Source organism: Thalassoglobus neptunius, assembly GCF_007859735.1.
Taxonomy (GTDB): Bacteria; Planctomycetota; Planctomycetia; order Planctomycetales; family Planctomycetaceae; genus Thalassoglobus; species Thalassoglobus neptunius.
Genome location: NZ_SIHI01000003.1, coordinates 120,194 through 142,091 on the forward strand (window position 1 = coordinate 120,194; position 21,898 = coordinate 142,091).

Annotated in this window: 13 protein-coding genes and 2 pseudogenes; 7 read left to right on the forward strand and 8 right to left on the reverse strand. The window is 52.8% G+C overall.

Annotated elements, in window-relative coordinates; all coding sequences use genetic code 11:
- Window positions 1–22 precede the first annotated feature (22 nt).
- From KOR42_RS13050 to KOR42_RS13065, 4 genes are all read right to left on the reverse strand, one after another.
- The gene (locus KOR42_RS13050) at window positions 23–2,404 is read right to left on the reverse strand and encodes a PQQ-dependent sugar dehydrogenase (RefSeq protein WP_197441139.1); all 2,382 of its coding nucleotides are present in this window, start codon (window positions 2,402–2,404) and stop codon (window positions 23–25) included.
- 173 nt (window positions 2,405–2,577) lie between these two features.
- Window positions 2,578–3,345: a 3-keto-disaccharide hydrolase gene (locus KOR42_RS13055; RefSeq protein WP_197441140.1), complete on the reverse strand. Its 768-nt coding sequence runs from the start codon at window positions 3,343–3,345 to the stop codon at window positions 2,578–2,580.
- Between the two features lie 44 nt (window positions 3,346–3,389).
- The gene (locus tag KOR42_RS13060; protein WP_146510276.1) at window positions 3,390–4,316 is read right to left on the reverse strand and encodes an alpha/beta hydrolase; all 927 of its coding nucleotides are present in this window, start codon (window positions 4,314–4,316) and stop codon (window positions 3,390–3,392) included.
- Between the two features lie 18 nt (window positions 4,317–4,334).
- Window positions 4,335–5,618 (reverse strand): hypothetical protein, encoded by a 1,284-nt coding sequence (locus KOR42_RS13065; RefSeq protein WP_146510277.1) that lies wholly within the window; start codon window positions 5,616–5,618, stop codon window positions 4,335–4,337.
- Window positions 5,619–5,890: 272 nt separating this feature from the next.
- Here KOR42_RS13065 and KOR42_RS13070 point away from each other — a divergent pair, with 272 nt between their 5' ends.
- On the forward strand, window positions 5,891–7,375 hold the full coding sequence (locus KOR42_RS13070) for a hypothetical protein (protein WP_197441141.1): 1,485 nt from the start codon (window positions 5,891–5,893) through the stop codon (window positions 7,373–7,375).
- Between the two features lie 46 nt (window positions 7,376–7,421).
- Here the strand turns inward: KOR42_RS13070 and KOR42_RS13075 are convergent, their stop codons facing one another.
- Window positions 7,422–9,521 carry an AsmA family protein gene (locus KOR42_RS13075; protein WP_197441142.1) on the reverse strand — a complete coding sequence of 700 codons (2,100 nt, stop codon included), beginning with the start codon at window positions 9,519–9,521 and terminating at the stop codon, window positions 7,422–7,424.
- A gap of 467 nt (window positions 9,522–9,988) precedes the next feature.
- Between KOR42_RS13075 and acs the strand changes: the two genes are divergently transcribed.
- The 4 genes from acs to KOR42_RS13095 all read left to right on the forward strand — a co-directional run bounded on the left by acs (window position 9,989) and on the right by KOR42_RS13095 (window position 15,951).
- The gene (gene acs, locus KOR42_RS13080) at window positions 9,989–11,935 is read left to right on the forward strand and encodes an acetate--CoA ligase (RefSeq protein WP_146510279.1); all 1,947 of its coding nucleotides are present in this window, start codon (window positions 9,989–9,991) and stop codon (window positions 11,933–11,935) included.
- A 168-nt stretch (window positions 11,936–12,103) separates the two neighbouring features.
- Window positions 12,104–13,177, forward strand: a complete 1,074-nt coding sequence (locus KOR42_RS13085; protein WP_146510290.1) for a DUF1559 domain-containing protein — start codon at window positions 12,104–12,106, stop codon at window positions 13,175–13,177.
- 371 nt (window positions 13,178–13,548) lie between these two features.
- A complete protein-coding gene (locus KOR42_RS13090) occupies window positions 13,549–13,995 on the forward strand; it encodes a transthyretin-like family protein (protein ID WP_146510280.1) in 447 nt (148 codons plus the stop codon).
- A gap of 87 nt (window positions 13,996–14,082) precedes the next feature.
- Window positions 14,083–15,951, forward strand: a complete 1,869-nt coding sequence (locus tag KOR42_RS13095) for a tetratricopeptide repeat protein (protein WP_146510281.1) — start codon at window positions 14,083–14,085, stop codon at window positions 15,949–15,951.
- Window positions 15,952–16,048: 97 nt separating this feature from the next.
- On the opposite strand, the gene KOR42_RS13100 is transcribed toward KOR42_RS13095, so the two are convergent.
- Both KOR42_RS13100 and KOR42_RS13105 read right to left on the reverse strand, forming a co-directional pair.
- Window positions 16,049–17,476 carry a right-handed parallel beta-helix repeat-containing protein gene (locus KOR42_RS13100; RefSeq protein WP_197441143.1) on the reverse strand — a complete coding sequence of 476 codons (1,428 nt, stop codon included), beginning with the start codon at window positions 17,474–17,476 and terminating at the stop codon, window positions 16,049–16,051.
- A gap of 704 nt (window positions 17,477–18,180) precedes the next feature.
- Window positions 18,181–19,101 (reverse strand): carbohydrate-binding family 9-like protein, encoded by a 921-nt coding sequence (locus KOR42_RS13105; RefSeq protein WP_146510283.1) that lies wholly within the window; start codon window positions 19,099–19,101, stop codon window positions 18,181–18,183.
- A 542-nt stretch (window positions 19,102–19,643) separates the two neighbouring features.
- On the opposite strand from KOR42_RS13105, the pseudogene KOR42_RS13110 reads away from it, so the two are divergent.
- Window positions 19,644–21,006, forward strand: a pseudogene (locus tag KOR42_RS13110) (cytochrome B6).
- 210 nt (window positions 21,007–21,216) lie between these two features.
- On the forward strand, window positions 21,217–21,702 hold the full coding sequence (locus tag KOR42_RS13115; RefSeq protein ID WP_146510284.1) for a hypothetical protein: 486 nt from the start codon (window positions 21,217–21,219) through the stop codon (window positions 21,700–21,702).
- On the opposite strand, the pseudogene KOR42_RS13120 reads toward KOR42_RS13115, so the two are convergent.
- A pseudogene (locus tag KOR42_RS13120) lies at window positions 21,699–21,898 on the reverse strand (hypothetical protein); the annotation flags it as partial. The gene KOR42_RS13115 and the pseudogene KOR42_RS13120 overlap by 4 nt on opposite strands.

Consider the following 21,898-nt stretch of genomic DNA (forward strand, 5'->3'; position numbering starts at 1 on the left):
TAACGAACGCTCAGAAACGTCACTATTTCGAATCAGACTGAGCGGTCTTCTCGCGTCCGGATTTGTGAAACTCAATGAGTTCCAAAGCACGGGCGGAGAGTTTCTGTGTATTCGGCTGATCGACAAACGTGAGTGAAAACGTTTGCGGCACCGATTCCATCAGGCGATTGATCCCCTGCCTTCCAAACCCAAAGACCGTCATCTGATTCTGCATCTGATAGAAGCGGTCAGCGTGTTCGTCGTCTTCGTGATGGACGATAAGCAATACCCGGTCTTGCTGATGATCTCCGAAGGCCATCCACTCCGGACTGGGAAGGTCTCCCTCATGATTGACTGACATGACTTGCGGTAACGATTGATCGCTCGAGACCCACCAGTCATCTGCATTAAACTCACCTCCCGGCGTTCCCTCATACAGCACCCAGAAGTGCCGATCCGGTGGCATTTTTGTCATCGTCCAAGTGAGGTGATTCGGGAAGAATTCATAGAGCGCAGCCCATTCTCCATTTCCGGAGACTGCTTCGACAGCAACCCGCCGCTCGCTGTGTTCCATAACACGTGTCGACGACGGATCGGTGGCTTGATTCATCGCATGAAAGAAGTTCCCTCCCTCCTTGTAGACAGCATTGGGAAATCCTCGATACTCGCCGGCAGCCCCGCTTTTTGCAGCGGGATGAAAGCCAAGCCAGTCGTTTCCGTCTTGATCGATCAGACTGCTCAACCCCGCTCCGGACTTCTCAAGAAAGTAAGTCGCATTCGGAGTATCTATCTTAAATGCAGGGAGATCCCCCGCAGAGGAGTCCGTTGAATCCTCGTCGAGTTCAACGCCTGAACTCCTGGAAGTCTGTGAAGCGTCGCTCGCCGTTGGTCGAAATCTCACCAGCGATCCCGTTCCGCCCGCGAATTTGTTGTCGATCACCCAGGCATTTCGAAGCAGGACGTACAAAGAGCCATCGTCGCCGAAACGCAAATCAACGGGACGACGAAGCCCAGCGGCGAAATCGGAAACCTGATCCGGATGGTCCGGATCGAGCCGCTTGATCCAGCCATGCACAAAGTCCGCAAAGAAGTAGTCTCCCTCCCATTTGGATGAAAATTCCTTCGGGGCAAAGTCGCCGCCGGAGATCGATGCTTGCGGATACCAATAAATTGGACCGGAATACTGAGAGTCATTCGGTTGCGGACCATGATCGACTGTTGGCCATCCGTAATTGACTCCTTTTGTTCCGCGATTAACCTCTTCAAATTTGCCTCCGACGTCATTGATCAGCATCAGACCGTCCGATTCTCGAAAAGCGAACGTGAACGGATTTCGAGCCCCATATGCCCAGATTGCCTGATACTTTCCAGAAGTCTGATTCAAAAATGGATTGTCGTCAGGAATGCCTCCGTCCTTGTCGATTCGCAGAGTCTTTCCGAGAAACGTATCGAGATGCTGCGCCGGTTCCCCGGCAGTCTGTTCTCCAATTCCAATAAACAAATGCCCCTCCGGACCGAAGTGAAGGGCCCCTCCCTGATGACCGTTCGGGACTTTGCCTCCCATTTTCTGTTGATTGTCGCCGACCAAAAGCACCTTCTCACTTGAAGCAATCGCAACATTGCCGTCCGCTTCGAATCGACTGACTCTGTGATGCGGATAGGGATCGGCAGCCACCCAGCAGACGTATACATACGGGACTTCCGGAAACTCCGGATCGACGGTCACTCCGATCACTCCCCGTTCCCAGGACGAGTCCACCGGCAGCGTGACGAAGGGTTCGGGAAGCAACTTTCCGTTCTCCACGACCCGCACTTTTCCGGTCTGCTCGCAAACCAAGATGCGGCCATCCGGCAAAACTTCCAGTGCGGTTGCTCCATCCAGCCCGGTGAGAATCGTTTCCACTTCATAGCCATCTGCAACGCGAACCGGTCCATGAATCGAGGCTCCCGGCTTTCCTCGCCCTTCCGGTCGAAGAGTCTCCAGATAAGCGATGAGATCCGCGAATTGATCGCCGGACAGATGTTGTGCAAGACCTTCCGGCATCAATGAAACATCGCTCACCTTCTGCTCTTCAATATCTTCCCGAAGGAGATCTCGACTCTTGCCTTCGACCGTCAACAGCGTGACTTCTGTCTCCGATTTTGGTTTGACGATTCCGTTGAGAATTCGTCCATCGTTCATCACCAGCGAACTGGTTCGGTATCCCTCCACAATTTGTCGGGACGGTTCGAGAAGCGACTCAATGAGATGAGGACGATCGAACTTGCCGCCGATCATCGTCAGATCCGGTCCAATGGCTCCACCTTCTGAACCAACTCGATGGCAGATCAAACACTTTGTGACTTCTTCGCTCCGAAAGAGCTGTCTTCCCTTTTCCGAATCTCCCGCTTGCGTCAGTGCGAACTTTGCGAGTTGTTCTGGCATCGCAGTGGTTTCCTCAGCCAGTGCAAAACTCGCTGAAAACATTGAGAGAACGAAACAGCAGAACCTCACAGAACCCGCACATCGAAACATTGGATCTCCTCATCGGACTCGAATTATCGTTTGGCCTCTGTTTGAGAGACTCGTTGGCTGACGCAGAGCTTGAACCGTCTCGCTCAGTCGTTCGCGAGTTCACGAACTTTCAAGTTGCGAATCCTGATTTGCATGGGCGGACCGGAATGAAGTTGAAAGGCGATCAGACCGGACGACTTCCGATGCTCCGTATCCTCATCGATCCCGATCGACATGACTCGATCGTTGATGATGTGAACAAACTGGAAGTCATTCGCGATCACTCGACAACGATTCCATCCGTCACGATGAATCGCTTTCTCGAGTTGCACCGGATCTCCAACGGTTCCGATTTTCTCGATCAGTGGCTTCTTACCATTTTCCGAATTGGTTCGAACGACGACCGCGTCGCCGCGTTGGCCCATGAACATTCGCCCCTTTTCGTCGAAGAACATTCCCGAGAACTTATCGACCTTTCCGGAGTCAGTGGAATGCCACCGATCTTCAAAATCGCACTGATAGCCGCCAATGCTCCACTCGCCGATTTCCTCGCTTCGGTACTGAACGCCCGAGTTGAACCCCTTCACCTGGTACTCAAAACTCATGTCGAAGTTGCCAAACTCTCCGCCGCGATAAATCAGAAACGTGTTCTGCTCAGCTTTATTGTCTGCTGTTGTCTCTCCAACAATAGCTCCATCTTCAACCCGCCAGAATCGAGGATCTCCATCCCATCCGTCGAGCGTCTTTCCATCGAAAAGAACCTTCTCCGCAGTCGCCTCCTGACCGGAAACATCAGCGACCGAAACCCCGAAGAGGACCGGGACGAGAAGCGACAGTTGTCGAAGACGTCGTTGAATCGCACAAACACTCATCTCACCAACCCCCATTTGACATAAAAAGAACGAATGAAACTGAACTATCGCTGCGCCACCTTCTGAATGAATTTCGCGACGTCAGCCATGGCTTCCCGACTGGAATCGAAGACTGCTGCAAAATGAACGAACCCGTGAAGCATGCCCGGGTAAGTTTTCACCTGGACGTTGCCACCCTCTGAAATCATGTTCGCCGCGAATTCGTATCCCTCGCTGTGCAGAACATCATACTCGGCCAGAACGACAAACGTTTCCGGAAGCTCAGCCAAAGAATGCCGCCCTTTCAAAGCAGCATACGGGAACTTCTCAAGGACAAACTCAGGCCCCAGATAGTGGGTCCAGAACCATTCCATATTCGCGGCGGTGAGACCGAAGCCGGTTCCGAATTGTCGATAGGAATCGGTCTCGAAGTTCGGTTCAATCGCGGGATAAATCAGAACCTGGGCGGCCGGTTGAATATCTCCCTCGGCCTTTGCTCTGAGCGCAACCGCCGCAGCCAGATTTCCGCCAGCGCTGTCACCTGCAATGAAAATTTTTGAGGGATCAATTCCGAACCGGTCCGGTTCAGAGCTGAGGATTTTGAAAACCTCATGGCAATCGTCAATCGCAGCCGGGTAACGGTGTTCGGGCGGGCGTCGATAATCGACCGACACAACCTGCACACCCGATGCAGCACAGAGATTGCGACACAAACTGTCGTGCGATTCCAGATCTCCCAGGACCCATCCTCCACCGTGAAAGTAGAGGACGACCGTCTCTGGCAGTTCGGTCGACGGAGAATAACAACGCACCCGAATTCCCGAGCCGATAGTCTCGTCACGGACAACGGGTAAGTCGGCTCCTTCGCCGAAGACGTCTTGCAGACTGTCAAAAACAATCCGGGCTTCATCCGGAGTCATCTCTTCCCATCCGGGACGATTCTGTGCAGCGACGGCCGCCAGAAACGCTTCGGCTTGAGGATGCAGTGGCATAATTTCCCTTTCGCGCGTTCAGTCTTCGTCGACAGGTTGCCGAATCAAAATTGCCGGGCCGGGCCACAGAACTTCCAACATATGGTGTTCCGTCATCGATCGAATTGAGAAGACGTTGTCGCCGGTTCGAATCCAGTCCGCTGAAATCGGAAGCTGATCGTAGTCATAGTGGTGGTTCTTTCCGTGAATTGGAAAGGAATGCCCGTTCAAAGACAATGGTTCGTGATGTCCGTCCCAACCGTGCCAGGTTCGCAGTGCGAGTCGAGCTTCAGCATCGGCGGTCAACTTCAAGTCCACAGGAATGCGACACGATTCCTCACGCCCCACCCGCACACCAAAGCGAGGCGGAACGTCTACCGCGGGAAAGAGACGCACGGTTTGCTCAGTTCGCTCGAGGGTGAGTTCGTCCACAACTTCCGAAACGGTCCAGACTCCTCGCGAATCCTGCGCTCGCGTCAGAAGGCGAATCGCCCCCGGGTTTTGATCCGGTATCCACTCCGTTTCCCATCTCAGTTCGTAGGGTTCTCGTGTGAGAGTTCCAACATGCTCGCTCAAGTGAGCCCGTTCCCCACGCGTTGGCTGAAAGTACGCTTCGTGCCAGTCGAGAAACTCCCCGTCTCCGTTTTCATCGAAGCCGTGGTAACAGGCAACGACATCCACGCGAGAAATTCCATTCTCGCTGTCAGCTGAGAGACGCACGACCGGATTCTCACCAAAGACGTCCCCCGAAACAGGTGAGTCAATCTTCACTTCCGGATGAGAGACCTCAGCAGGGTCCAGATAAATCCGCAAACGCATCGAGTACAATCCCCACTGCCCCCAGTTGGCATTCTCAATGACCCCACACGTCCCCTCGAGTGTATTCGTGCCCTCTTTCAGTTGATCGATCGGAACTTCGATCACCGGGTTGTCTTGCGAATAGAATTTCTCCGGAGCGATTTCAGGAGGAGTGGTCGAGATTTCGGGAATCGTGATCCAGTCGCCCCCATTAAAACGAACTCTTTTCGAAGTCGTTTTCAAATGACCGCCCCATCGGTCGAAGACAGCTGTTGCTGCCACAGCATGGGAAAGCTCATCGACCTCGAACTTCAATATCGAATTGGGAAGTTTCTTCTTCGCCCCTTCAGCAGTCGCCTGAGGATCAGTCACGCGCCAGTCGGCATCACCTCCGTTGTCAAGAATGTATTCTCGGTAAACAGATCCCGGAGGAGGCACAGACGCGTCGAAGTCGACTCCGGAACACTGATCGGAAACGACAAACAAGGCGGCAACAAAGAGAACAAGCGAGCAGCGACAAGTCATTCAATGGCTCCTCGAATTGATAGCACGAAGGCTGCGGACGAAAGTCTGTGACCCGAAATCTGATCGCGACTCCGAACACAATAACGTCAATCGATTCTTTTATGTCATCTTGATGAAGTGGCGTTGACGCTGTCGAGCCCTACAGACCATCATTCAGGAGCGCGGCACATGGATTCCCTGACTCAGCCGTTTCTCGCTTGAACCGTTCTCGAATCTGCACTTCAGATGAAACGAATTCAACGGAGTCGCTGAGTCCAATAATGGATTGCGTGATGTACTCAGCTTCAATTCGTCTTCTCTTCCTGTTCACTGTTTGTCTTTATCTTGGGCCTGCGAAAGCTTCGGCGAAAGACTATTTTCTCACCCTTGGAGGAGGTTATTCGCGCGACGGAAATCAGGCGTCGCTGGAAAAGAACGTTCTGTACTTTCAGAAGCTTCTTGCCGAATCCGAATTTCCGGCCTCGGATCAGAGCATCTACTTCGCGAACGGAAACACTGATGAAGCGACCGTTCAAACCATCGCGCCCGAACTGCTTCCTCGACCGAACCAATTGATGGCGGAGTTCTTTGGAAGTGATGAGAACCTCGGGCTGTCGTATCATCCTCACACCATTGAGGGAGTGAAAGGGCCACTCTCCGTCGCGTCACTTGAGAAGTGGTTCGATTCCATGGCATCTGTCATCGGCGCAGATGATCGACTGATCATTTACGTCACCGCCCACGGCACCGAAAGCGAGGATGACCGCACTCCGTACAACACAACGATCGCTCTCTGGGACGATGAGGAAATCACCGTCGAACAATTCTGTCGACAGCTCGATAAACTCCCCACAGAGACGGAAGTCGTCACCATCATGGTGCAATGCTATTCCGGTGGATTCTCACATATCATCTTCGACAAAGGTCATCCACACAGCGGGCTTTCGAGTCAACGTCGATGCGGGTTCTTTGCGACAGTCCACGATCGTCAAGCTGCCGGATGTACTGCCGAAATCGACGAAGCCTCTTACGTGGAATACAGCACCTACTTCCTCAATGCACTTGCCGGCCATGATCGCAGTGGCAATCCCATCCCGCCGCCGGACTACAACAACGACGGGAAAACGACGTTCGAAGAGGCTCACGCATACACCATCTTAACCGCCGACACAATTGACCTCTCTGTCAAAACGTCCGGTGAATACCTCAGCGTTTACAGCCGATTCCGCAATAATGGTCACCCCGATCTGCTGACTGATGAAGAGCCTTACGACACGCTTCTCAAATACGCGACGCCCAGCGAACGGGCTGTGCTCGAAGGGCTCTCCGAACAATTGAACCTGACGGGACAGGACCGGATTGATCAAGCCTGGCGGGCGACTGACTCACGACAGAGCGGTCGTCGCGGCCGTCGACCTCGCTCGCGAGGACCGGAGCAACAACTCCGACTACTCGAGAACAAGATTGCACGAGACCTCACAGAGAAGTGGCCAGAACTTTCCAACGTGCTCAACCCAGTCGCAATTGAATTTCTGACAAGCCGCCAACAAGAGTTCGTCGAGGCGATTGAAAACCATCCCGACTTCGGTCTCTATCAAACTCTCAAGAAGACTGTGGAAAACACTCCCGATTCGGAAAAGAAAAGCGTCAAATACGAACGCTTCCTGCGAGTCGCAGACAACATCATCCTCGCCGAAAACTTAAGACGACTCGGAGACCGTGACCAAATCGCGGAGTTCGAACAAATCGTGGAACTCGAATCCGGGACGCTTCGATAGCTTCCCCGCGCATCCTGCACGGGTTCCGAGATTTCGGGAGACTCGTCTATCGACGATTTCTCCGACGTCGCGGTTCTCGTCGTTCTCGATTCTGCATGATGCGATCCAGCAGCCCATCGACTGCTTTGTCACCAATTCGTTTTCCGAAGTCCTTAAGTGGTTTTGAATCGAGCTTCGGTTCATCGAGAGTCCCGACGACGTGAAATTCCATCGCTTCTCCGGCCAGGAATTGCAGGAATGGACCTCGATTGGCCCACTCTTCAGGCATGGCCATTGTGACGACGAGGTCGAGGGTTTTATCGAGTCCGACGGAACCGTAAGACGTCATTGCGACCGGGCCAACCTGAAAATTGAAGTCCGCGTGATAGACCCGACCATCGACCAGTTGATAGGGGATTTCCTGGTCATCGACACTCATCAGCACAGCTTCGTTCACTCGCCCGAGTCTCGCCTGATTCAGCAACGCAACTTGTCCAACCTTCCCGACGATTTCATTCGCCAATGGTCCCGGACGAACGCGTCCGCGATGAATTTGCAATGTTCCGGAAAGATCCGCTTCGTCCGCTTTCCCCAGTTGAAACGTGCCTCCCTTGGGAGTCAGCGATAACGTTCCCTCGGTCGAGGTGGCATCCGACAAAAGCGGCGAGATGTATTGCAACCAGTCGCGGCAGATTTCTTCTGTCAGTGCGACTTGATCGAGCATCAATCCGTCGGGAATGGTGACCGTCACAGGATTCGTCGACAGATCGAGACTCGGCAAGCGACGGATATGTCCCCCACTCACCGGAAGATTGACCGGTTCGAGGGTCACATCACGTCCGAGAAGCGTGAGCTTGACGTTCCCTTCGTCCGAACGAAGACCGTAAGCGGTTGCCTGATCCCATGTGACGTTGGAAGTCACCTCAAACATGAATCGAAATGGTTGTTCCGGATCGGGACGCAGTGGCCCGCGAACTGACAGTTCTCCCAGCTTCAATCCTTCGACCTGAATATTCTCGCGAATTTGCTCAGGTACAAGTTTGGCGACCGCTTCCATCGGAGACTCGAACGTTCCCTGAACATTGAGATTCTGTGAATCTGAAACGTCAGTCACTTCGCCTGTGAGATCGACTTTCGTGTCGTCAAGCTGCGCGAACAGACGATCGACTCGAATCCGATCATCATCTCCTGAATAGTCGAGCTTGAGGTCCACGTCGACTGGCAGTCGTGTCTCGGTCGAAAAGTTCTCGTGCACAAACTGCGTTTCGATGGAAACGCCGAGCCGATTGCGTCCTGAGCGTTCCGCATGAAGCGTCATCGTTCCGGTCGCTGGCTTCATTGGAAAGAGGTCAGGCGCGAGCGGCTCAAGCACCGGCTGCAATCCGGTGAGTGGCTGATCCTGACAACTCAAGCTGACAGACAAAGCGTCGCGCCCGCTGGCACTTTGAGTGTAGCTGGCTTCAATCTCCGCCCCCGCTGTCTCGGGAAGTGTTTCGGTCATTCTGTCATTGCGAGCGACAACGGCAGTGAGATTGAACGAGTGCGTCTGGTCGCGATTCAGCCGCAGTTCACCATGGATGGGATCCCAGCCCGTGAGGTGTGCTCCGGAAGCATCTTGCAGCACCAGTCGACTCTCGGAGAAGTGAATAATGAGGTCTTCCGGGATCGAGGGCAAACTCGCTTCGATCGCGTCTTTCACCGCGCGATTCAAGTTCACCTTCTCTGGTTCGAACTGATCAACGTTGAGGCTTGGGACTTTGACAACCGCACTCAGACCGACAAGGTTCACTTCAAGAGGTGCACTCCCGCCGCGAAGCATTTGCCAGAACGATCGATTTGCACTCACGGAACGGACATCGGCCAACGGGTTTCCGTTGTCGTCCTTGAGTGTCACGTCGTTCAGAGAGATCGGTGACTGCCATCCGAACGATGCATTGGAAATCGAGATGCGACCGGGCATCCTGCTCGAAATCCATTCCTGAGCGTTCTGATCACACAAGATCCGCGAAACAATCCACGGGCCAACTGTGACAATCCCAAGGAAAATCAGCACGAAACTGACAATCCCTCTGCGAATCCATCTCCATCCGGACTTCTTCACTGGAAGCGATTCCGACTCCGACCCGCCACGATCTTCGTCAAAACCCGCATTGTCAGCATCCACCATGAACAAATTCTCCGTCAGCATGATTGAGGGTTCGCCTAACAATGAACGAACCTCAGACTCATTATTGATAGGGTGTCCTCAGATTACCATGTTGTTTTTCAACAACAGCCCGCTCTTGAGTACATCCAGCGATGTTGAATTGATCGGGCGGCCATTCTAGCATCTGCGTCTTGGATCAATTGATGTTGATCGTCCCACCGGTCTTGAAATTCACTCGTCTTCCGACAGGTATTCAAATTTTGATACGTTGAGATGTCGCCAGATGGACGTTCATGAAGATGACATCGACGTTCCAAACCAGTGAATTTCGCCCTCAGAACACCATCACACACCAAATCGACAACTCACACATTCGATCACAAGGCAGGGTTCGCACAGTTTGAAAAGGGACAGACTCCCCTGAGTTCCGAACTTCTGCCGCCATTTAGAGACTCCTGATCACTCAGAAAACAGAAGGTCATTCAGCCATGTCAGATGCTATCGAGAACGTTCTGCATGAAAATCGCAAATTCGATCCTCCTGCTGAATTCTCAGCGAATGCTCTGATCTCGACACAAGACGCATATCAGCAAATGTGGGAGGAAGCGAAAAACGATCCCGAAAAGTTCTGGGGCGATCTGGCAAACTCCGAACTGGACTGGTTTCAGCCCTTCCAGAAAACAATGGAAGGAGAGATGCCCGAAACGAAATGGTTCACCGGCGGAAAAATCAACGCCAGCTATCAGTGTCTCGATCGTCATCTCACCAGCGCACGCAAGAACAAAGCGGCTCTGGTCTGGGAAGGAGAACCGGGCGACACCCGCACACTGACCTACCAACAGCTGCACCGGGAAGTCTGCAAGTTTGCGAACGTCCTGAAAAATCTTGGCGTCGAACCGGGTGACCGAATCACTCTCTACATGCCGATGATTCCAGAACTGGCCATCGCCATGCTCGCCTGTGCCCGTATCGGAGCAACGCACTCGATCATCTTCGGCGGGTTCAGCGCCGATGCAATTGCTGACCGAAACAACGACGCGCAGGCCAAACTCGTCATCACTGCTGACGGCGGATGGCGTCGCGGAAAAGAGATTCCTCTCAAAGCGAACGTCGACACGTCGCTTGAAAAGTCACCGTCCATCGAAAAAGTTGTCGTCGTCCGCAGAACGGGCGGAGATGTCACCATGGTCCCGGACCGAGACTACTGGTGGCACGACTTGATGGAGGGAGTTTCCGCAGACTGCGAAGCGGCTCAACTCGATTCCGAACATCCACTCTTCATTCTCTACACATCGGGATCGACCGGAAAACCGAAAGGGGTTCTACACACTACTGCCGGGTACATCCTCGGAGCGCAGATGACGACTCGATGGGTCTTCGATGTTCATGAAGAAGACACCTACTGGTGCACCGCCGACATCGGCTGGATCACCGGTCACAGCTACATCATCTATGGACCACTCGCCAACGGTATGACCTCTGTCATGTACGAGGGTGCTCCCAACTGGCCCGACGAAGGCCGCTTCTGGGAACTCGTCGAGAAGTATCAGGTCAACATCTTCTACACAGCCCCGACTGCCATTCGCGCATTCGTCAAATGGGGCGACGAGTGGCCGAACAAGTACGACCTCTCATCGCTTCGTCTACTGGGAACTGTTGGCGAACCGATCAACCCGGAAGCGTGGATGTGGTATCACCGAGTGATCGGAGGCGAACGCTGTCCGATCGTTGACACCTGGTGGCAGACCGAGACGGGCGGAATCATGATCAGCCCTCTCCCCGGAATCACTCCCACAAAACCAGGGTCATGCACCAATCCTCTTCCAGGCGTTGTTCCCGCGATTGTCTCGGAAGACGGAACGCCACTCGAAGAAAATCAGGGCGGCCTCCTCGTCATGACCCAACCCTGGCCACACATGTTGCGGACGCTCTACGGAGACCATGATCGATTCATCGAAACGTATTTCTCCAAGTTCGACGGAAAATACTACTTCGCCGGCGATGGAGCACGTCGAGATGAAGATGGTTACTACTGGGTGATGGGGCGCGTCGATGACGTTCTCAATGTCTCTGGACATCGACTGAGCACAATGGAAGTTGAGTCCGCACTCGTCTCCCACGAACTCGTTGCAGAAGCTGCCGTCGTTGGATTTCCTCACGACCTCAAAGGCGAAGGAATTTGCTGCTTCGTGATCCCCAAAGGAGACATCCCCGAATCAGAAGCCAAGGAACTTCTGAAGCAACATGTCCGTCAACAAATTGGCGCCATTGCGACACCCGATCAAATTCGATTTACACCCGCTCTCCCCAAAACACGTTCTGGAAAAATCATGCGGCGGCTCCTGCGTGACATCGCAGCTGGACGCGAAAGCACTCAGGATACGACCACACTCGAAGACAAAACCGTCCTCGAAAAGCTTCGTTCGGAGAAATGATTTCCTAAACGCAAGGGAGAAATTGGCCTCAACAGAAAAAAATGCCTTCCCATAAAAAATCCGCTATGTGAGGTTGTTTCGCAACACCGGAGGGGGTGCGGTGGAATCGTCAAATTCTTGACTTTTTCACATTTCCCCCTCTTTTCTCACTTTTGGGAGGCATTCGCCATGAGACCTCAAAGACGACGTCGAGGCTTCACACTCATTGAACTTTTGGTGGTGATTGCGATCATCGCAATCCTCATCGCCCTGTTGCTCCCGGCGGTTCAGCAAGCCCGGGAAGCAGCCAGACGTACCCAGTGCCGCAACAATCTGAAGCAACTCGGACTGGCGCTGCACAACTACCACGACGTGTACACAATGTTCCCGATGGCACACTATCGGACGGAAGACAACACCGGTCGGTATTGTGGACACGACGACGTCTGGAGCGGAGCGTGTAACAACGTCGAATCGTGGGGATGGCACGTCAGCATCCTCCCCTACATCGATCAAGGCCCGCTCTTCAACACGCTTGATCCTTCAAGTTACCGGTTGATCGACGTGCTGCAATACGCCAACCCGCAGCTTCAAGATGAGCAGACTGTTAAGAGTGCGTTACAAACGGTCATTCCCGGTTACATCTGTCCGTCGGATTCGAACACCGGAGTCGCTGTCAACGGTCGACATTTCGGAGGCGGCAAGGGAACGAACGCGAGCAGTCTTGGAAACTGGCAACCCGGTCTGACCACTTACATGGCCAATCGCGGGACACGTGATCAGGTTCAACGCCGCAATGACTGCCACGGTGCATTCGATGCCACTCGCCCCTACCGAATTCGCGACTTCACCGACGGAACGTCGAACACATTCATGGTCGGCGAACGCAAAACGGTTGATTGCGAATCTGGTTCGTGGATCGGAGTACGAAATCCACGCGGAGGTGGATCACGAGGAGTCTGGTACAACATGGGTCACACCCGAACCGTCCAGAACGCACCTGTCTCGATCTTTCCTAAGAATCCTGACAACAGCAACTGGTGTGGTGAAAGCTTCTCCAGTGCGCATGAAGGAATTTGCCTCTGGCTGCTGGCCGATGGATCTGTTCATACCATCAGCGACAACATCGAATTCGTCGATGGTGGACAGAATGGTGTCAACGTCTGGGATCGATTTGGCCCTGGCGATACTCGCTACTCCTGGATGTACCTCTACAACAAACTCTCCCGCCGAAACGATGGTTTCGTGATCGTAGAATTCTAATCGGCTTTCGTCGGAATCGAAGGTGCCAAAGTGCCTGCATCATCGTGGGCACTTTGGCCTTCGCTTCACACTGAAAATTCTTTCACGAACTCTTAAACGTAGAGCAGAGGCTGTTCTCAACAGCGTTCTGAAAAGAAGTTTTGACACTTTCACAATCCAGTGATCAGTCAATTTTTGACCGAGTCACGAGAGAAGTCGCTGAGCGCTGTGAATGTCTGAACGAGAGCATGCCTACTGCATGAATTCTTGAGCTGCGACGATTTTTGATCCAGCCCGATGACCAAATGATCGGCCTGAACGACAATACGTCCGAAGTTTGGATTCAATTCTCCACACTCGATTCACAAAAATAGAAGTTGGAAAGTTAAGTCATGCGCGGATTGATCATTCCTGTTGCCTGTTCAGTATTTCTGACAGCTGTCGGTTGCGGGGGAGGAGACCTTCCCAACATGGGGTATGTGTCTGGCACCGTCAAAATGGACGGCAAACCCCTGGAAAATGCAGTCATCACATTTCAACCGGAACATGCCCGACCGTCTTATGGCCGAACAGACGCAGAAGGCTATTACGAATTGGTCTACACAGGTGACAACAAAGGTGCCACTGTCGGGACACATCAAGTCAAAATCAGCTGCACCGAGCTGCCTGAGTCCAGTGGTGAAGAAGGCGGGTACGAAAACTCCGGACGCGGAAAGGAGATTGTTCCCGCGAAATACAACGCTCTGACTGAACTCACATTTGATGTCGAACCAGGTAGCAACGAAGCAAACTTCGACATTACCTCAGAAGGCGAAGTTGTCCAGGAAGGCGGGTATTAAGACCGGTTCGATCGATTTAGCAATCACTGTCCCCGACTCGTCGAGCACGGTCGGGGACACTTTTCTGTACGAATAAGCACGGTCAAGATGAGGTCGCCACAAAGCCCTCAATCCGAAACACGCCGCACGCTTCCGTGGTGGAAGAAGTGCTGCTTTGCGTTCGTCACAGTCGCCATCGGCTTCGCAGGTGTCGAACTGACACTGTGGGCGATCGGCGTCGATCCAGTCACATCCGATGAAGACCCCTTCGTCGGGTTTTCCTCGAATTCCCCTCTCTTGGAACGGAAGGGGAAAAACTACAGCACGCGCCCAGCCAAACTGAGTCACTTCAACGCCCAGACCTTCCCTGCTCAAAAAACTGAGGACACGCAACGCATCTTCTGCCTGGGTGGATCGACCACCTATGTCCGCCCCTATGATGACAGAACTTCCTTCGCGGGCTGGCTTCGGGAAATACTCCCCGCAGCCGATCCCCAACAGAATTGGGAAGTGATCAATGGAGGCGGGATCAGCTACGCCAGCTATCGCGTGTCGAATGTCGTTGAAGAGGTGCTCAACTACTCACCCGATCTCTTGATCATTTACACCGGGCACAATGAATTCCTTGAGCAGCGAACCTACCCGTCACTGTATCAGGTCCCAGCTTCATTGACGTCCGTGCTGGAATTCACGTCGCGAACCCGAACGTTTTCCGCGATGCGTCAGATGTTCAACTTGCCGAATCGCAACGCGGAACAACGAGCCCTTCTTCCCGGAGAAGCAGAAACGATTCTTGACCAGTCGGTCGGTCTCGATGCTTACTCCCGCGACAATCAGTTTCGAAGCCACGTCGTCGAACACTTTCGCTTCAATCTCCGCCGCATCGTTCGCATGGCAGCTCGTCACGGAGTCCCGGTGATTTTCGTCACCCCAGCTTCCAACCTTCGCGACTGCTCGCCTTTCAAGAGCGAATTCAATTCTGAACAATCCTCCGCAACGGTCGCGGAATTGAATCGTCTGTTGGTTGTTGCGAAAGAGATGATCGAACAGAAACAGTTCAGCGACGCAGCTGAGGCACTCAAAAAATTCCTGCAAGTCGAACCGCAGTTCGCTGACGCTTATTTCCTCAACGGTCAAATCCAGTGGCAGCTCGGCAACACGGACGCTGCCCGAGAGAACTTCCAACGTGCGCTCATTGAAGACGTCTGCCCGCTGCGTGCTCTTCCCGAGATCATCGAAGCTGTCAAAGATATCGCGGATGAACTTGACGTCCCGTGTGTTGATTTCGTTGAGGAAATCGGCCTGAAATCGGAGCACCAAACGCCCGGCAATGACTGGTTTCTCGACCACGTTCACCCGACGATTGACGGCCACAGACTTCTCGCGGAGAAACTTCTCGACCAGATGATCGCCATACAGTTGGTACAACCGACTTCAGACTGGAATGCCGAAGTCATGGAGACGATTGCAACTCGAATGGAAAGTCGCCTCAGCGACGAAGATCGAGGAATCGCCCTGCGGAACCTTTCCAAAGTGCTGGGTTGGGCGGGCAAGCTCGACGAAGCGGGTCGACTGTCTGATATGGCGCTCGAACTCGCTCCGCAAGACCCTGAGACACAGCTTCAAGCCGGAATTGTCGCTGAAGACCGTAACGACCTCTCCACTGCCGAAGAACGTTATCGCGAAGCAACCCGACTTCAGCCCGATTTTCTTGCCGCCCACCTGAACCTGGGCGTCGCGCTCGCACGCCAGGATCGTCTGGAAGAAGCGAGAGAGGAGTTCCGGATCGCCTTGAAGCTTCAACCACAGTCCGCTCAGATTCTGGCCAATCTCTCGATGGTTGAGTTCTTGCTGGAGAACTTTCCAGCAGCGGAAGAATACCAACAACAGGCAGTCCAACTCGCTGAAGGAAGCGAGCGTCAGATGTTGCTCAATCGGCTGAGTGAGATTCGACAAGCAGCCCGCGAATCTCAGTGACCTTCTCGATCAAAAACTTCCTCTGCCCGCAAACAAGCAGCAACCCGATTAAGACTTGAGTTCAGGTGAGCGCAGAAAACCGATCGGATCGCGCTGGCTATTTCGAAGAGCTTTGCACAGGAGCCTCGGCTGACACATATCCCGGACGGTGTCCGTTGGGCTGCCCCGGTCGTGAAAGATTCAGTTGGAGATTTTCATTCTCTCCCCAGGTCGTGACCATGACCGCATTCGAAGGAAGTTCGGCCAATGGAGGGTCGATCACGATTCCTTCGTCTCGAATCTCCAGGCACTTGCGAACGACTCCGTCGAATCCGATTTCAATCGTATCCCCGACCTGAAACATCGCGATATGCCCCCAAATCGGAATCCAGCTGTGAGTCAGGAGGTTGAACCGCTTCGGGTTGATCGATGCGATGGCCAGAGGAGCATTAGCGAAACCCGGGTCCGTGTAAACTGAGTTTTGATCGTATCCGCTCGCTTCCTGATACTCGCTGAAGTCCCGGTGATAGCGGACTTCACTGGCAGCCATCATTGGCGAGTCAGCACGAACAGTATTCCAGAACAAATTTTCATCAGACACCAATTCATCAACTCCAATTGTCACCAGACATGGCTTCGAATGTCCACTGACGAGGATGTTCTCTGTCAGGCTGTATCCGTGGGCTGTCATGTTGAGCAACGACAGTCCCGAATAGCCGAGTGTGCTGCGAGTTATCGTCGCGTCGGTGGTATTCCTCCAAGCGAACGAAACTCCGTTGGCCGATGAACCAAAACAGATGCAATCTTCAATCAGAATACCGGTCGTTGACTCGAAGTGCATGTGCTGCATGTTTCCAAGAAGCTGACAGTTTCGGATGGTCAAGTTGTCGACGGTTCGAAATGTCTGAATTCCATCCGCGTGCGCCCCGGGTCGGCCTTGGCCCTGATGCCGATGGATGTAACAGTCGGAAATCTCGATGTCCCGAGATTCATCAGCGATAATAATTCCATCGTTGTCGTTCCGAATATCACATCCAGAAACGTGCACGCCTGATGCTTCCGCCAGCAGGAGTCCGACGGAATTGTCGTGGACACGGCAATTTTCAATGACGAGATTCGATACGGTTTGAGCCTTCAACCCGTAGCCCAGATGATCGCGATTGGTGTTTCGAATCAGACAGTTGCGAATAGTCACTCCCGAGACTCTCTCAATCCGCATCACTGCGATGTCATCTCCACCCGGTGCGAGGTTTTCAACGGTGACGTCGTCCGCCTGAATGATCAGCGGACCACAATCGACCCGGCCGCTTCCCGAACCGCGCAAGTGAATCGACTTCCGAATCAGAAGCGGTTCAATCGTGACTCCCGGAGAGATGACAATCGTGTCCCCTTCACTTGCCTCGGCGATTCGTTCTTTGACAGATTCGCCGGTTCCGACAGGAATCTCGCTCGCTGCAAAACAGCCTGAGACGACAGCAAACATGCTTATCATCGCCAGCGAAGAAGTTGCCAGATTTCGAATTGAAGAAATCAAATACCGACTCATCAATAGACTCTTTTCCATCAGTGAAAGATGACTTTGCTCCACTCTACGATACGCCTCCCAGCAAGGTGTGAAGAAGTCGTTTGATCTCTGCATAAGTTCGTCTTTCTAGGGAAATCCCTAATCAACGCTTGTCCATCAGCATCAGCGGGTCGTTACGAATGTACAGGTCCACAACGCAGCAAAACGGCGCACGAAGCTCTATAAGAAATGACAATCCAGTTGCGCACGCTCACTGAAAGCATCGCCGTCTTATGGATTCTTAAACCCGTTCTCACAACAGCCGATCAGAGTTCGACTGAAAGCACATGCCCGTCGTCGCCCCATCCAGTTTCTCAGCAACGAGTTGTGCACCGGCGAGAAAAATGCCGTCGCAACGGAACAGAAATCGTTTCCCGCAAACTCCTCGAGAATGCCCGCAGCTCATTTACTCTCACGATGGCCAAAACAGAAACAGCCGTCATCACAACAGATGTCATCCATCAGCATCGAACAGAAATTTCAGATTTCTGACACAATTCTCAGCCCGAATCCCAAAACGTTAACGCTCTGCCTGCGAGTTCCAAGTTGTGACAACACAACTTCCGTTTATCGAGAAATTCACCGAACCGGCTCGTTGCCTGTTTTGCGTGACCGTGTTGGAGTTGCGGCGAGATTCTGTCCCGCGACACGCGAAACTGTCGACGACCGTTGACACACTCCGTTTTCTATTCCTCAACTGATTCGCTCGAGAATGTGATAAACGGAAAAACTTCCGGGATGTGTGAATCCCAGCATCCATGGTAGCTCCACGCCCAACCCTGTGAATCACGAACCGGCCCCGCTTCTCGAAACTGATTGAATCGAGAGAAATCCATCCGCCAGGTATCTCCGTTTTCGGGTGGGACAGACCGCTGATCACCGGAAGAAAGAGCCTTCATTCCTGACCAGGGAAACGCAAGTTCAACGGTCCATCCGCGATCTCGATCGGAGTTGTCGTTTAGCGTTCCGTCGATCGCGACTGCGGAGACAGCCCCGGGAAAATCCCAGCCGAGAAATGCATAACGCGGTCCACGCGGATGATTTCGATATCCAACTCCATTGAAAGCTTGAGATCGAACCTCGGGCCGTGAACGGTCAAGTTCTGACACTTTGGAAAACCCCGCGCTCTCATATTCACTCTGCCAGATGAAGAGCCCTTCGTAAATTGTGGCGAACGGATTGATCTCAAATTCATAATAGGCATTGTCGAAAGCGATAAAGACTTCGACATCGTTGTCGGTATAGACAGGATCATCACGTTTTCGAATCTTGGATGTCACAAAGGGATCTTCAACCCAGAACGCGACATACAAATTCTGATCATCCCACGTCACAGCTGCTTGCGTGTTATGAACGGTTTGATGTCCTCGGATCAGATCAACAAATCGAGGAGAACGCGGAACGTTCTTCCAGGTCTTCTCTGACAACACTCCATCCACGTGGATCGGATCGATCGTCCGCAATGCTGTGTATCGCTTGACCTGATCTTCCGGAACCGGAGGCCACGAGACATTCGTCGGACGGAGAGGATCTTCAGTCTCCTCCGCCAAAGCGAACACCGAAAGCGACAGGTGAAGGAGAAGACAAACGCAAACTCGATTGATCATGTCGAAGCCAACCCTATTGACTGATCCTTGAACAGTTCGGTTGATGACAGTCCGGAAATCCCCGAGCCAGCATTCAACAAACCGCCATTCACGAAAGCGAAAGAAACAATTCCTCCGCTGTGGATGTGATCGAGATCTTATCTCTTTCAGAGGCTCGGGTCATCGCAACGCACCCGCGAAACGGTTTTTAAACTCACACGAAAGTTTGTCGCCCCCATAAGGCGACCGGCTGACTTGGAACAGAAACGGCATTTCAACACGCTGGTTCAGGTCTCGCTTCCTAGTGCTGGCATGGCACTTGCCTAGATGGTCTTGAATGGGAATCGCTTCCGGAAGATCGCGGACTTCTCGGCTCAACGAATTGAGAATCTCTCAACACCCGGATTCTGGCCGCACAATTCGAGCGAAACGAAATCAGCCCAACTGAAAACCGTGAAGTTCGAGAGTGACGAGAGCCAAGTGATTCCCCCATCACACCATCGACAATCTCAAGAAATCGGGAGCGAAGAATGATTCGACTCGTTCACTCTGCCACCGTCTCAATGATCGCTACGGGATTCCTCTTATCGATGAACTCCATCAGTCACAGCGACGAACCGAAAACGTCTTTCATGCCGGTCGTTCCGAGCGAAAGCTTCGATGAAGTTTTCGAAAAAGACTCCGCAGCAAAACCTGAAGTTATGCAAGGTCAAAAAGACTTGCTGGAATCGCGTTACGACCTCAGCGACAAACCTTCGGAAGTCATGATGTCCGGCGAGAGAAAATCCGTGCAGAGTGGGATCCGGGTGAAACTTCCCGAGGAACTCACATGGAAACAACTATCGGAAATGAGTCCCTCCGAAATTCGTGAGCAAAAATCTCTTTCCGGAAGGATTTCGACCACTCCCACACGCCAAACATTCAACCGGCGGCCAAGTGTTTCCTTCCACGCAAATCGACGCAATTAAGAAAGCCGAAAGCCGCGACCTTCAGCGGTTTGATGTCGATTTTGACTTGCCCGATCATCTCACTCCCGAATTTCCCCCGCCAGTCTTCCTTTCGAATCGTCCGGAGTTGGGAGATGTCAGCCAGGGACAAGTGCTCACCATTAAGAACTACTTCGAACTTCTCAACGGAAAAGTCACGCCCGTTCAACTCGAAGGAATGCGGTTACTCTTAACTCCGCAACCACAGCAACAATTTAACCCAACGGCAGACCGCAAAGTTGCGGAAGCTTCACTGGGAGTAACTTGCCTTGATTGCCATGTGAATGGACATACAAACGCAGCCTTCCATCTTAACCCCGATACTCGACCACAGAAGAATCGTTTCCGAATCGATACCGTTAGCCTCCGTGGAATGTTTAACCAACAAATTCACGGGTCCAAGCGATCGCTTCGATCAATTGAAGACTTCACCCAGTTCGAGCAACGCACAGCCTATTTCGACGGAGACCATGTGACGGCAGCGAAGAAAGGCCTCTTCCTGCCGGATCGTTCTGATCAGGTTTCCATGATGGCGCAGATGCAGAACATGTTCGACTTTCCACCAGCCCCGAAATTGGATCGATACGGAAAACTGATTCCCGAGAAAGCGACCGAGCAAGAGCTAAAAGGCCAGGAACTCTTTTTCGGAAAAGCCAAATGTGCTGAGTGCCATCCGGCCCCATTCTATCTCGATAATCAGATGCACGATCTTCAGGTCTCGCGGTTCTACGAACCCAAAACGATCCGTGATCATCATGACGTCGCTGCCGGACCGATTAAAACATTCACACTCCGTGGAATTAAAGACTCTCCGCCGTATCTTCACGATGGTCGATTAATGACGCTCGAAGACACGGTCGCTTTCTTCAATCTCGTCATGCAATTAAAGCTTACCAGCGAAGAACAGCAAAGTCTCGTTGCGTTTATGCGATGTCTTTAAGTCTGCCATGAGATGAAGGCCAACCGCCTGAAAACCGCGTCTCGCTCGCGTTCATAATCGCCCCCTTCACGGAGGTTGGGGGCGACTTTTTTGCGCTGATCTTTACTGTCAGTCAGCAGCTGCCTGTCGACGAACTGTGCAAAGCGCGGTGTTTTGAATATGTTAGCTGAGCTAATTCACTCAACTCGTTTCAATTCGCGTGGAAGACACATGACATCGAATCGTTCGCGCGGATTTTTCCGCATGGCTGTTGCGGCTCCACTTTGCTTTATGTTCTCGATCAGTGCGTTCGCACAGGATGAACCAGCGTCGATGAACAATCTCACGATCAGTTGTGAGATTACGAACGATTGCAGCCCGATCGGCGTGGCGATCCAAACTAAAGTTCACGTTGATCACCCGACTCCAGGTCACGATTTTACGCTCAAGTATCAACTGCGAATTCTTCAGGACCGGCGATCTGTCGGTCCCATTCTGGGAAATGCGGCCTTTCCCAGAGGAGTCGCTCTCGATCTTGACCAGTCGATTGGCAAGGCTCGGTATCGTTTCGGCAATTTTAACCTTGAAGGAGACGTCGACATCACTCGGGACAAACTCCGAGAGATGACGAACTTCCCGACAAATCAGCCTTCTTCGGAGGTTCTGATTGGTTTTTGCTGTGTTGAAAACAAATCACAGGTTTTGATCGTGGGCTAACGCCTCAGGGCGTAGGCGAGGACTTTGAGGGCGGCTTCGACGAACAGGGCTTTCTCGCTTCTGGCTGAGAGTGCGGCACCTGTGGTTCGCTTCAATCCGCTCATGAATGATTCCACAAGCCAGCGTCTGCCGTATCCTTTTGTTTCGAGTTCTGTCCTGGTCATCTGTGAGCGGTACTCGCCATTCAGCTTACCGT

Bases quoted from the DNA above. Each gene is read 5' to 3' on its own strand.
- KOR42_RS13065 (WP_146510277.1), bottom strand. From the start codon at position 5,618: ATGACTTGTCGCTGCTCGCTTGTTCTCTTTGTTGCCGCCTTGTTTGTC.
- acs (WP_146510279.1), top strand. From the start codon at position 9,989: ATGTCAGATGCTATCGAGAACGTTCTGCATGAAAATCGCAAATTCGAT.
- KOR42_RS13105 (WP_146510283.1), bottom strand. From the start codon at position 19,101: ATGATCAATCGAGTTTGCGTTTGTCTTCTCCTTCACCTGTCGCTTTCG.
- KOR42_RS13075 (WP_197441142.1), bottom strand. From the start codon at position 9,521: ATGGTGGATGCTGACAATGCGGGTTTTGACGAAGATCGTGGCGGGTCG.
- KOR42_RS13050 (WP_197441139.1), bottom strand. From the start codon at position 2,404: ATGCCAGAACAACTCGCAAAGTTCGCACTGACGCAAGCGGGAGATTCG.
- KOR42_RS13115 (WP_146510284.1), top strand. From the start codon at position 21,217: ATGACATCGAATCGTTCGCGCGGATTTTTCCGCATGGCTGTTGCGGCT.
- KOR42_RS13055 (WP_197441140.1), bottom strand. From the start codon at position 3,345: ATGAGTGTTTGTGCGATTCAACGACGTCTTCGACAACTGTCGCTTCTC.
- KOR42_RS13070 (WP_197441141.1), top strand. From the start codon at position 5,891: ATGTACTCAGCTTCAATTCGTCTTCTCTTCCTGTTCACTGTTTGTCTT.
- KOR42_RS13090 (WP_146510280.1), top strand. From the start codon at position 13,549: ATGCGCGGATTGATCATTCCTGTTGCCTGTTCAGTATTTCTGACAGCT.
- KOR42_RS13085 (WP_146510290.1), top strand. From the start codon at position 12,104: ATGAGACCTCAAAGACGACGTCGAGGCTTCACACTCATTGAACTTTTG.
- KOR42_RS13100 (WP_197441143.1), bottom strand. From the start codon at position 17,476: ATGAGTCGGTATTTGATTTCTTCAATTCGAAATCTGGCAACTTCTTCG.
- KOR42_RS13095 (WP_146510281.1), top strand. From the start codon at position 14,083: ATGAGGTCGCCACAAAGCCCTCAATCCGAAACACGCCGCACGCTTCCG.
- KOR42_RS13060 (WP_146510276.1), bottom strand. From the start codon at position 4,316: ATGCCACTGCATCCTCAAGCCGAAGCGTTTCTGGCGGCCGTCGCTGCA.